The 10,787-nt window shown below is 39.8% G+C and carries 12 protein-coding genes and 2 tRNA genes; all 14 read left to right on the forward strand.

All coding sequences use genetic code 11. The features are described 5' to 3' along the window. The first annotated feature begins 28 nt into the window (after nt 1-28). Nucleotides 29-829, forward strand: a complete 801-nt coding sequence (locus B5X70_RS16305) for a sulfite exporter TauE/SafE family protein (RefSeq protein ID WP_079558974.1) — start codon at nt 29-31, stop codon at nt 827-829. A 10-nt stretch (nt 830-839) separates the two neighbouring features. Then, nucleotides 840-1,565 carry a phosphatidate cytidylyltransferase gene (locus B5X70_RS16310; protein WP_079558975.1) on the forward strand — a complete coding sequence of 242 codons (726 nt, stop codon included), beginning with the start codon at nt 840-842 and terminating at the stop codon, nt 1,563-1,565. A 161-nt stretch (nt 1,566-1,726) separates the two neighbouring features. Beyond that, nucleotides 1,727-2,404 (forward strand): diacylglycerol/polyprenol kinase family protein, encoded by a 678-nt coding sequence (locus tag B5X70_RS16315; protein WP_079558976.1) that lies wholly within the window; start codon nt 1,727-1,729, stop codon nt 2,402-2,404. A gap of 165 nt (nt 2,405-2,569) precedes the next feature. Further along, complete coding sequence (locus tag B5X70_RS16320) at nt 2,570-3,679, forward strand: SDR family oxidoreductase (RefSeq protein WP_079558977.1); 1,110 nt, start codon at nt 2,570-2,572, stop codon at nt 3,677-3,679. Between the two features lie 92 nt (nt 3,680-3,771). After that, on the forward strand, nt 3,772-4,362 hold the full coding sequence (locus B5X70_RS16325) for a CDP-alcohol phosphatidyltransferase family protein (RefSeq protein WP_079558978.1): 591 nt from the start codon (nt 3,772-3,774) through the stop codon (nt 4,360-4,362). Between the two features lie 46 nt (nt 4,363-4,408). Beyond that, nucleotides 4,409-6,847, forward strand: coding sequence for a DUF5686 and carboxypeptidase-like regulatory domain-containing protein (locus B5X70_RS16330; protein WP_079558979.1), 2,439 nt, complete (start codon nt 4,409-4,411; stop codon nt 6,845-6,847). A gap of 68 nt (nt 6,848-6,915) precedes the next feature. Beyond that, complete coding sequence (locus B5X70_RS16335) at nt 6,916-7,710, forward strand: SDR family oxidoreductase (protein WP_079558980.1); 795 nt, start codon at nt 6,916-6,918, stop codon at nt 7,708-7,710. 27 nt (nt 7,711-7,737) lie between these two features. Continuing rightward, complete coding sequence (locus B5X70_RS16340) at nt 7,738-8,793, forward strand: VOC family protein (protein ID WP_079558981.1); 1,056 nt, start codon at nt 7,738-7,740, stop codon at nt 8,791-8,793. A gap of 256 nt (nt 8,794-9,049) precedes the next feature. Further along, a tRNA-Ser gene (locus B5X70_RS16345) sits at nt 9,050-9,136 on the forward strand. 15 nt (nt 9,137-9,151) lie between these two features. Next, nucleotides 9,152-9,225, forward strand: a tRNA-Pro gene (locus B5X70_RS16350). A 166-nt stretch (nt 9,226-9,391) separates the two neighbouring features. Beyond that, a complete protein-coding gene (locus B5X70_RS16355) occupies nt 9,392-9,592 on the forward strand; it encodes a hypothetical protein (protein ID WP_198314166.1) in 201 nt (66 codons plus the stop codon). A gap of 253 nt (nt 9,593-9,845) precedes the next feature. After that, nucleotides 9,846-10,052: a putative peptidoglycan-binding domain-containing protein gene (locus B5X70_RS16365; protein ID WP_079558983.1), complete on the forward strand. Its 207-nt coding sequence runs from the start codon at nt 9,846-9,848 to the stop codon at nt 10,050-10,052. Nucleotides 10,053-10,237: 185 nt separating this feature from the next. Then, nucleotides 10,238-10,534 (forward strand): hypothetical protein, encoded by a 297-nt coding sequence (locus B5X70_RS16370; protein WP_079558984.1) that lies wholly within the window; start codon nt 10,238-10,240, stop codon nt 10,532-10,534. Nucleotides 10,535-10,592: 58 nt separating this feature from the next. Further along, a partial coding sequence (locus B5X70_RS16375; protein ID WP_200812617.1) for a hypothetical protein occupies nt 10,593-10,787 on the forward strand: 195 nt, incomplete at its 3' end.

Consider the following 10,787-nt stretch of genomic DNA (forward strand, 5'->3'; position numbering starts at 1 on the left):
TTGCAGTTAAGAAAAATATAGAGATATAGTGTTTTTTTACTCATCCATAGAGCCGGTTTACTATCTTCTTCCCATTATAGGGTTTGTTGTAGGCCTTTTAGGAACGATGCTTGGTGGCGGTGGCGGTTTTATTTTTTTGCCATTACTAACATTGGTTGTGGGAGCACCGGCACAAACGGCTGTGATAACCTCGTTGGTTGCCACACTTCCCATTTGCCTGGTAGGTGCAGTGGCACATTTCCGAAAGGGAAATGTGAGTTTACGCACAGGCATGCTTTTTTCATTGGTTGGAGTGGTTGGAGCCTTTTCAGGAGCTGCAATTGCGGGATACATCAGCGCTTCGCAATTGAAAATTGCTTTTGGGGTGTACTCAGTTGTTATCGCTCTGAATATATTTTTTGATACGCTTCGCAAGAGAAGGAACGAATTGAAAGGCGAACCAATCGGCAACTCCATGGTTAAAAATATAAGCGTACGTGGCGCTTTCTTCGGTTTTTTTGCCGGTGTTATTACAGGTACGTTTGGCACAAGTGGTACAGCACCCGTTCTGGCCGGATTGTTTTCCATGCGGATGGCATTAAAAATGGTAATTGGAACTTCATTGATGATAGTTCTGGTAAATACATTTTTTGCCATTGGGGCACATTTTTTATTGGGGCAGATTGATTTAACCCTGGTGTTTTTCCTCACCGGCGGCTCAGCAATTGGAGCCATTATCGGGCCTCTTATCCTCAGCGGTTCGCAACGCATCGAGAAAAAAGAAAACAACATCAGATACGGTTATGCCGTGGTAATGGTGTTGCTTGGTATATTAATGATAACCGGATAAATAATTTAGCATGATACAGACCATTTATTCTATAATTCTTATCTATTTTATTCTTGGTGGAATCGGGTTTTATCTCATAAATCGCAAGCGCGATAAAGAAACAGCACGAAAAAGTTATACTAAGTATTTTACATATTTTTTTATCATTCACATACTGTTTTTTGGAATCATCATCGACCCTCTTGTTTTTAGAATTATTTCTGTAGTAATAGTTTTAACAGGATTGGTTGAAGTAATTAAATTGTTTGCTAAAAAGGAGTTTAACCATAAATTCTTTTTTTATACATCGTTTTTGGTGTACTTGTTGGTTTCTGCGGCTTTCATTCGTTTTGGTTTACTTAATAAAGAGCTGATTTTGTTTAGTTTCCTGATTCTTTCTATTTTTGATAGTTTTAGTCAGATTACCGGACAGTTGTGGGGTAAACGAAAAATTTTGCCGGAAGTGAGTCCCAACAAGACCCTTGGAGGTCTTGTTGGAGGTGCCGGAGTCGCGTTAATAAGTGCTTTTTTATTGAGAACACTTTTTGACGGAACCATTATTCAGCTTTACATAGTATCCGTTGGAGTACTATTCTTTGCATTTTGGGGCGATATTGGCGCATCTTTTTATAAGCGCCGCTTCGAAGTGAAAGATTTCAGTAACTTGATTCCCGGCCATGGAGGTTTTCTTGACAGGTTTGACAGTTTGATAGCGGGGGGAGCCTGGGTTGCACTCTTTATGTTGATTGCAGGGTAATTATACAAATGTCAAGTCAATCACAAATGTAGAGTTAATCTGTTGAGTTTGGTGATTCTCCTTCGGGATTAGTGGTGAGCGATGGAGCCTATTCGTATATGATTTGACACATGAACAAAAACAGTTAATACATCCAAAATACAGGACAAAACCAATCATAAATGGACAATATCATTGTACTATCGTTTGTATATTTAATTGGAATTATCTTGCTGTTGGTTTTTAATGAGTTGAATTATCGGCGATTAAAAATAGATGGAGAGATTACCCGTAAATTTGCACATTTTACTGCCACATTGGCAACTGTTCCTTTTCCATATATTTTCCCTTCTCACTGGCATATTCTGGTACTGGCATTGCTGTTTTTTATCGGGTTGTTTGTTACTCAGCAGAGTAAAAAATATCTGAATTCCATTCACGATATTAAGCGAAAATCAATTGGCAGTTACCTTTTGCCATTATCGATATACACCACATTTTTAATATCTAATTTACTGGATAGTAAATTTTTATATATATTGCCAATGTTAATTCTAGCCATTTGTGACCCCATGGCAGCCATTTTAGGAATTAATATTAAAAATGGGAATGGGAGAATTAAGATTTTTGGTAAGAAACTGGAAAAAACGTGGCTCGGTTCCGGAGCTTTTTTTGTGACAAGTTTTGTTATCAGTTTAATTGCGCTCTATTTTCACAGGGAGTTATTCGATTTTAAGACGTTTTGGATGGCTTTAACTATTGCCATTGTGAGCACATTCGCAGAATTGTTTAGCTGGAGAGGTTCAGACAATTTGAGCATTCCATTGAGTGTGCTTTTGATATTGTTACTGTTTTTGTAGGGTGGAATTGAGTTTAAAGTGCATTTTTTGCGCTTTAAACGATTATTATACCGCTCTGAAATAATATCTGTGCTATTTTGAACAATAGTTAGTATTTTTCCTTGATTAAATATTGATATTCCGAATCATATCGTTCATTTTTTATATTATAGAGAAAGGAAAAGTATGAAGAGAGTAGTCGTTAATGGCGCAAACGGATATGTGGCATCAAATTTTATTAAATGTCTTCTCCATGGCGAATACAAGGTTGTGGCTCTGGTTCGCTCCGGAAAGGCAGAAACAGCTGAGCAAAAGATGCTGAATGCACTGGCCAGGATAAATGACAACAGTCCCTCTAAATACGAAAACCTTGAAGTGTATGACTATTCCCTGTTCGACCATGATTTTGCTTTATCTCCTGATGAGTTAAACAAAATATTTGGCGGGTATATTGATTATTTTCATTTCGCTGCCAGTCTTAAATATGACGAAAAATCGAAAAAGGAGATTTTTGCGACCAATATCGATGGTGTAAAAAACTCTCTCAGCATATTTAATCAATATTCAAGTAGAAATTCCAGGTTCTTTTTCATCAGCACTGCATATTCCTGTGGCAGAACTTCAAAGGTTTTTAAGGAGCAGTTTTACGATAATCAGGATATTTCTGCATTCAGAAACTACTACGAGCAGTCTAAACGTTATGCCGAAAATGAAATTCGGCAACAGATTGAGAAACATGGGTTAAACGGGCATATTTTGCGATTGTCGCAGGTAGTTGGTGAACATAAAACCGGAATCGTGAGAACCGATTACGGGATTTTTGATTTTGCCAAACGGATTTACGGGCTTGCAAAACGTTATCCTGATGCAACCATACGCGTTGATGTGGACCCGGACTCTTCTCAAAATCTTATACCCATTGATGCGGTTGTAAGCTTTTTGATGAAAACAGTGGAGATAGACGAGTCACCGGTAATAATAAATCTGGTTGCTAAAAAATCAACCAGTAATCATCATATCATTAATTCCCTGAATCGCTTGTTACCGGTAAATCTTAAACCGGTAAGACATCTTGACCGGGAAGATATGAGTGCTTTGGAACGAGTAATTTCCGCAGGCATGTCATTCACGGGAGCCTACATTGACACCAATCTGGCTTTTGATACAACATACAAGGACAAAGTGATGACTCCAAATGGCCATGAAATCAATGAACAATCTGTATATAATATGCTTGAGTATTTTATCAATGATATTTCCAGACCAAAGAAGAAAGCTCTACAGGCCAATAGTTGAAAAGCAGAAAAGCAGAGTTCGGTATTCTAATTCAAAATTAAGTAAAAAGAAATGTTTCAATTAAACTTAAACAGTTTATAATTGTCCTCATAATGAAGAAATTAATTGTTAATGGTGAAAATGTGGTTAACCTTCCTAACCTTATAAGTTTATACAGGGTGTTGGTGGCTCCAGTTATATTGTATTTTGCGCTGACCGGGCAAGAGAGTCTGTTTGTGATATTTTTATGCATCAGTCTTGTTAGTGATATTCTGGACGGCAACCTGGCACGTTTAATGAAGGTACAAACCAACTTTGGTGCAGCTCTTGATAATCTTGGGGATATTTTGACCTACATTCTTGCATTGTTGGGACTGTTTCTTTTTAAATGGACAGAGATTGAACCCCATGCATGGATATTATGGGTTTTTCTATCTGTATTCGTCCTCAGTTATATTGTCTCGTTTGCCCGTTTTGGAAAAATTCCGGGCTTGCATCTATATTCAGCCGTTACAGCAGGTTATATCCAGGGAATATTTTTCTTTGTTTTGTTTGTCTTCGGGTTTTTTCCGTGGATGTACTATCTGGCGCTGGGTTGGGGTGCAATCGCTTACATCGAAAAGATTTTTGTACTCTTTAAACTGGACGACATACGCATTGGAGTTAAAGGCTTGTACTGGCTGATGAAAGAGCCAAAGAAATAATTGCTTATCAGCGGAAACCAATATGAAGGTGCTATATTGTTTGAATATGAGAACGTGGAGTCCGGGAATATTCACCGTGGTTTTTTTTCTGTTTGCCGGTATTGGCATGTTTGGGCAACAAGTTTCAGGTTATGTAAGAGATGCTGATAACAGAGAGCCGGTTCCTTTTGCAAGTGTATGGATTAAAGGAACTCTTCAGGGAATGTTGACCGATGAAGATGGAAGGTTTAACCTTCCGGTATCAGGAGGCGACACTGTTGTGGTGTCGTCAGTTGGTTACCTTCCCAAAGAGGTGCCCATAAGCCGTGGGCGAAATAATGAATTGGCTGTTTATCTCACCAACAATGTTACTGAAATTGGTGAGGTTACGGTTAGACCTGATGTGCCTTTGGCCAGGCAGATTTTCGACAAAATTCAGGAGAACAAACGGGCAAACATTGCGCAAATACGTGGTGTTTCAGATTATCGTGCTTTGGCCAACACTTCGGTTTTTATGGCCATTGATACCGCTTCCAGGGTTTCCAGATTATCGGGCAATATTAAGGAGATTACCGTTGAATCCGACAATGAGCGGATTCGCTTTACACCTGTTTACCTGGCCGAAGAGGCTTCGTTGGATGAACAGGTGATTCATACCAAAAAAGAGAGCATATTTCCGCGCATTGTGCCGTTTATTGAGACATACATACTCAATAATACCATGGTTGACCTGGATTTTTACCGGGACCAGATTTTTGTGCTCGACCGGGGATTTATATCCCCGCTCAACAGCTCGGCCATGCTCTATTACAATTTCTATTTTAATGATTCCATCTTCGTTGACGACCAGCTGTATCTTAATCTTTCATTTGTACCCCGAAACAGATACAATCCCCTGTTTACAGGCAATTTTACCGTTGAAGCTGGCAGCTATGCGCTGACGGAAATAGAGGCGCATATATCGTGTGAAGCAAATCTTAATTTTGTAAATGGGTTCAGTGGTTTTGTTACTTATCGCCGGCTTCCGGATGGAAGTATGTTTTTCGATGAACAGGAAACCAGAATGAACATGTCGCTTACCATAAACCGTGATTCGGTGGCAAAATATACTTCGGAAAGAGTGGATGTGGTTTCTAGTGGCAATTGGCTGATTAATAAACATACCAAGTATTCGAAATCTGACCGGTTGGATGACATCCGGGTGCAGGATTGGAGTCGACAGCCTGAATTCAATTCCCGACGAATTGATGAGGAGAATTATTATCGTGTGGGGCAAATTCGGGAAATGAACCTGGTAAAAGGTATTGATGCCGTTGGAGGGGTTGCTTTAACCGGATTTTTTAACGTGGGAAAACTGGATGTGGGGCCGGTGTTCGACATTTATAGTTCAAACCTGATTGAAGGTCACCGTTTTTCGGTTCCCCTCAGAACCAGCGAAAAGGTTTCGGAGAACTTCTCGGTAGGTGGCTTTTTGGGATATGGAACCAAAAGTGAAGAGTTTAAATATGGTGGCAATTTTGTCTGGCAACCAGGGGATACGGACAGATTTTTATTCCGGTTTAGTTATGCCAACGATTACCTGCTTATCTCCAATGAAAAATATCTAAAATACATCAAAAACAACCCTAACAACAGGGGAACCGGCAATTTTATTGCCATTATGACTCAACGGGAACGCAACCCATACCTCAAGGAAGTTGAGAATTTTGATATGCATTTTGAGTTCAATGCCGACAATGACATGCACCTGGAGGTCTCGCCTTATTATCACTCAACTACTGCCACTCCTTTTGTAAGGTTTACCAGCGAAGGAGCCGACCATGAAAACTATCGGAACTATGGTATGCTGATGAATTTCAGAATTCCTTTTGGTCAGCACTACGACAAATTCTTTTTCGACCGGATATATTATGTCAATCCCATTCCTGTTATTAATTTAAGTATGGATTTAGGGCAAGTTCATATTCCGGGCGATGGGGGACAAGGATTGTACACCCATTTTCACGGCTCCATACAAGGGCGAATTAATATGGGGCAGATTTTTATGAACTACCTGTTTAATGCAGGTTACTTGTTTGGAGATGCACCTTATGAGTTGCTTAATCAGCCGGTTGGCTCCATGTCGCTGGGCTTTTCCCGCGACAGGTACAACCTGTTGCACCATGCATCCTTTGCACACAATGCCTACACCAACACCCACGTTCATTTTAACGGGGGTGGCATCATTCTTAACAGAATACCATTAATCAGAGATTTGAAGTTACGTGAAATCGTATCCATCAAAAGCCATTACGGAACATTGAACAGCTCCTATAAAGGTGTTTTTGACCTTCCGGAGTATTTTTCACGTGATTTTACAAAGCCATATGCTGAAATAGGATTCGGCGTAACCAATGTATTTAAATTTTTGCGTCTGGAATATGTACGTCAACTGGGTGGCACCTATCGTGGGCGCGACTACATCGACACCAGTGGTTTCAGAATGAGAGCAGAAATGAGTTTCTAAAGGATTTGGATGAAGCTTTTTGGATTGTCCGGCTTATATGCTAATTTTAAAGATTTGAGTTATTGATAATGAATAGTTTTCGCGATAAGGTCATATGGATTACAGGAGCATCTTCGGGGATAGGCGAAGAGCTGGCTTACGCCTTCGCCAACGAAGGCGCAAACCTTGTTTTATCATCCCGAAACCGGGAGAAACTTGAACTCGTAAAGAAAAAATGCCTTGAAAAGACGGCTGTCTGTTTGGTTCAACCAATGGACTTAAGTAATCCTGACGGGATGGAGGCCATCGTTCAATCGGTTGTTGAGCAAACAGGCAATGTTGATGTGTTAATCAACAACGCTGGCCGAAGCCAGCGTTCACTTGCAAAGGATACACCCGTTTCCATCGACAGGGATATTATGGAACTTAATTTCTTTGGAGTCATACATCTCACAAAATTGCTTCTCCCATTTATGGTGAAAAGAGAAAAGGGACACATCGTGGTAATCAGCAGTGTAGTTGGGAAATTTGGATTTCCGTTGCGCACTGCTTATTCAGCTTCGAAACATGCACTACAGGGATATTTCGAAGCTTTGCGCTTCGAATTGCAGCAATACAATATTGATGTAACCATTGTTTCACCCGGCAGAATACACACCAACGTCTCTATAAATGCAGTGACGCATACGGGTGAATCCTATAACAAAATGGATGATGGACAGGCTCAGGGTATGACAGCCGCTTTGTGTGCAGAAAAAATCATAAAAGCCATCAAAAACAGAAAAAAAGATGTGCTGATAGGAAAAATGGAAGTCGTGATGGTTTATATCCGCCGGTTTCTTCCATGGCTCTTTTATCGTTTGGCGTCGAAGGCTAAAAACTGAATTCCAAAACCAATAATCAACAGAATTATGAAGAAAAATATCTGCGGAATACAGCAAATCGGAATTGGACTTAAGGATGCAAGAGTAGCCTGGAAATGGTACAGAAAAACCTTTGGTATGGATATCAATGTGCTGGAGGATACTGCTGTGGCTAAATTGATGCTTCATTATACCAATGGGCAGGAGTGTGAGAGATATGCAGCTATTGCTTTGAACATGGAAGGCGGTGGTGGTTTTGAAGTATGGCAGCACACGGGCATCACACCAAAACCTCCGGTTTTTGATGTTCGTATGGGTGATTGCGGGATTTTCATCTGCAAAATGAAAACCCGCAATATTAAGCGAGCCTACAAAATGCACAAAGAGCAAAATGCAGAGGTGATTGGTGATATTACCAAAACACCCGATGGGAGAGAACATTATTTTCTGAAAGACCCATACAACAACATCTTTGAAGTGGTTGAAGAGCCGGATTACTTTAAAAAAGAGAAATCTCCAACGGGTGGTGTGTACGGAGCAGTCATTGGTGTGTCCGATATCGAAAAGGCCAGGGAGGTTTATTCCGATATTCTCAATTATGATGAGGTGGTTTATGATGAAACCGGGGTGTTTGCCGATTGGGCAATGATTCCGGGAGGAGAGCAGAAATACCGCCGTGTATTATTGAAGCACAAGCCTCGTTCCGGCTCGTTTAGCAAGCTTTTGGGACCCGGGCAGATTGAACTGGTACAGGCGTTGGACAGAGAGCCGGGACGCATTTTTAAAGACAGGATATGGGGGGAATTAGGCTTTATACATATCTGTTTCGATGTTAAGGGCATGAATCTTTTGGAAAAAGAGTGTACAGAGAAAGGATATCCTTTTACAGTTAACAGTGCCGATAGCTTTGATATGGGTGAAGCTGCCGGACAATTCTCTTACATTTCAGACCCCGATGGAACGCCAATTGAATTTGTGGAGGCACACAAATTACCAGTAATTAAAAAGCTTGGATGGTACATGAATCTTAAGGGAAGAGATGCTGAGAAGTCACTTCCCGGCTGGATGATTAAGACCATGCAGTTAAAACGAATCAAGGATTGAAAAAAGTGATTTTTGCTATCTGATTATAAATGAACGGCAAGTAAAATAGTTGTCACAAAAAAAATATTATTCTCTCTTTTTTTAAGGTATTTCTTTTGGAGAATAGAATCTATTTTATACATTTGCACTCGCAATTCCGCCACAGATTGCAACGTTCATAAAAAGTTACGGAACATTTACCAATAGGTGAATTTAAATCCATCCGCCTGCGGCGGAGCAATAAATTATAGAATTTTTAAAATTCATATATATTATTGGAGAGGTGGGTGAGTGGCTGAAACCAGCAGTTTGCTAAACTGCCGTACGAGTAATCGTACCGGGGGTTCGAATCCCCCTCTCTCCGCTAAGCAATTAAATTCGGGGTGTAGCGCAGTCCGGTAGCGCACCTGGTTTGGGACCAGGGGGTCCCAGGTTCGAATCCTGGTACCCCGACAAGCAACTTTTTCTTATGTTGCAAATAAAAACAAAAACCGCATGAAACATTGATTTCATGCGGTTTTTGACGTTTTATGATGTTTTTAGTATAATAAGGAACTGTTCCGTGCCTTACGGGTTTGAAATCGAAGGATTCCCGAACCTATCAACAACAAGGTGGCGCATGGTGGCTGATCAAAAAAAAATGGTTTATTATTTCGAAACTGCCCTGACGCCTAACACATTTTGGGTTGATTTAAAGAAAATCGATTTTAGTGAAAAAGCAAGTGTGAGAAAATTGGATTTGTCTAATGATAAAACCTACTCAGGAGAGACATCTGCTGAATTTGTGGTATCTAAACCTTTTAAATTCATTGGGTTATGAATTAAAGATTGATCAAGAAATTTGAAGTAGTCGTATTCCATATTCTTGCTGCTATAGCCGTATTGTACGTTGTCATTGAGCTGATTGAGCTTGTATATCAATTTGGGAAAGCACTTTTGACAATGAACGATACTACAACTCGTCTTTTAATATCTAAAGAACAGACTGCACTAGTTTTACCAGTTTTTTTCAACATAATCTTCGCAGAATCCTCTTCGATTTTTGCGTAAATGTCGGCGTGTGGACAGGCGTAATGATAGCACAGAACGTCATCGAAGTCAAATCTGATGGAATTATTGGGCCAGTCACCCTGGGTAAATTAAACACCATCAATCCCGAACTGTTCCTGGCATCTACTACACTTGTCAAAATTGCCCGCTATGTTCACCTTGTCAAAATTCGTCCGGCCAACAGCCGCTTCTTTTACGGCTGGATTGGCCGTGCCATCGGAGACATCTAATCCAACAACCTAATCAAGGAAAAACCAACGGCAAAATAAAAATAGACGAAGCATTTTTATCAGTTGACGATGAAATAATAAAATTAATAACTAACTTATCCACCAAGCATCTATCATCCAATCTAACAGCCAGCTAATTACAACCATGCATTAAAAAAAACAAGTTAAAACATTAACTAAACCATATGCAAACGAATAAATATATAGATTTCAAAAGCTTAGCCGGGATTCTTTTTGTTTTCATGGCCACCGTTTATATCCTGATTATTGGAAAAGATCTGATTATGCCCTTTGTTTTTGCTCTGCTGCTTTGGCTTATTGTCAAACAGATAAGACTTTTTATGAATCGCATCGGGTTTGTGAAGAACAAGGTTCCGGAGTGGGTTAAGAATTTGATCTCGTTTCTGTTAATTCTTCAGGCTTTAAACTTTGAGTCCACTCCGAAAAGTGATTTTATTTATAATGTATTATATATCAAATAATTAGTTGCGTATTTCAATCATTTTGTGTATCTTAGTTGCATCATAAAAAGAGCCATAAATGTTTAAAAAATCATCAGAATCAGGTCAGCTAAATATATTTACGTCGTCCAAATCTTTGTTTTCTGGCAATTCGCTTAAGATGTACGAAGATAAACAGGCATGGCATAATCAGTTCCGTAAACAGATCACCATGCGAATTGATGAAAATATCTTCCGACCTTTATATTGCAAGGATAACGGCACCCCTAATGCT

It is taken from the genome of Alkalitalea saponilacus, assembly GCF_900168165.1.
In the GTDB taxonomy this organism is placed as follows: Bacteria; Bacteroidota; Bacteroidia; order Bacteroidales; family Marinilabiliaceae; genus Natronoflexus; species Natronoflexus saponilacus.

Excerpts from the sequence above, each read along its gene's own strand:
- B5X70_RS16365 (WP_079558983.1), top strand. The coding sequence starts at position 9,846 with ATGATAGCACAGAACGTCATCGAAGTCAAATCTGATGGAATTATTGGG.
- B5X70_RS16355 (WP_198314166.1), top strand. The coding sequence starts at position 9,392 with ATGGTGGCTGATCAAAAAAAAATGGTTTATTATTTCGAAACTGCCCTG.
- B5X70_RS16330 (WP_079558979.1), top strand. The coding sequence starts at position 4,409 with ATGAGAACGTGGAGTCCGGGAATATTCACCGTGGTTTTTTTTCTGTTT.
- B5X70_RS16340 (WP_079558981.1), top strand. The coding sequence starts at position 7,738 with ATGAAGAAAAATATCTGCGGAATACAGCAAATCGGAATTGGACTTAAG.
- B5X70_RS16310 (WP_079558975.1), top strand. The coding sequence starts at position 840 with ATGATACAGACCATTTATTCTATAATTCTTATCTATTTTATTCTTGGT.
- B5X70_RS16370 (WP_079558984.1), top strand. The coding sequence starts at position 10,238 with ATGCAAACGAATAAATATATAGATTTCAAAAGCTTAGCCGGGATTCTT.
- B5X70_RS16320 (WP_079558977.1), top strand. The coding sequence starts at position 2,570 with ATGAAGAGAGTAGTCGTTAATGGCGCAAACGGATATGTGGCATCAAAT.
- B5X70_RS16335 (WP_079558980.1), top strand. The coding sequence starts at position 6,916 with ATGAATAGTTTTCGCGATAAGGTCATATGGATTACAGGAGCATCTTCG.
- B5X70_RS16325 (WP_079558978.1), top strand. The coding sequence starts at position 3,772 with ATGAAGAAATTAATTGTTAATGGTGAAAATGTGGTTAACCTTCCTAAC.
- B5X70_RS16315 (WP_079558976.1), top strand. The coding sequence starts at position 1,727 with ATGGACAATATCATTGTACTATCGTTTGTATATTTAATTGGAATTATC.